This is a genomic window from Rhodococcus sp. KRD162 (assembly GCF_017168335.1).
Lineage (GTDB): Bacteria > Actinomycetota > Actinomycetes > Mycobacteriales > Mycobacteriaceae > Rhodococcoides.
Map to the genome: position 1 here is coordinate 1 of NZ_JABFAU010000090.1, position 434 is coordinate 434.

1 protein-coding gene is annotated in these 434 nt (G+C 34.8%); it reads right to left on the minus strand.

Annotation, left to right across the window (positions count from 1 at the left end):
* Positions 1-434, minus strand: a 434-nt coding sequence (locus tag J1M87_RS28115) for a hypothetical protein (protein WP_206492934.1), incomplete at both ends; no start/stop codon positions are given.

The following is a 434-nucleotide window of genomic DNA, read 5'->3' on the forward strand; positions in this document are numbered from 1 at the left end:
GGTAAAAGGTTTACCGTCTTCTGTCAAATGCACTTTCGCTAGACTAGTTTTTTCAGTTTCTTCAACTTTTGAAGAAGTTAAATCATAGACTTGTTTCATCACACTTCGGTTGACAATCCCTTTTAAAGTCGAATCCTGTTTCTCCGTATAATAAAAAACCAGATTTTCCTTATCCTCTAGATTGTCTTTAATATCCTGTGTCATGATTTCCTTTATAGACGAAATCACTTGCTCCCCTTGGAGAGGATAATAGGCAATTACTTCTACTTGTCCCTTACGAAAATGATCCTTCTGATTTCCCTCACTCAATTGATCATCTTTCTCTTTTTTGAGCGATTCAATCTTTTGTTCAAAACTTTGTTTTGTGTATATTTTGTATCCAATCATTAAACCAAGGACACAAATACTTACTGAGAAGATAGCTACTAGGGCTA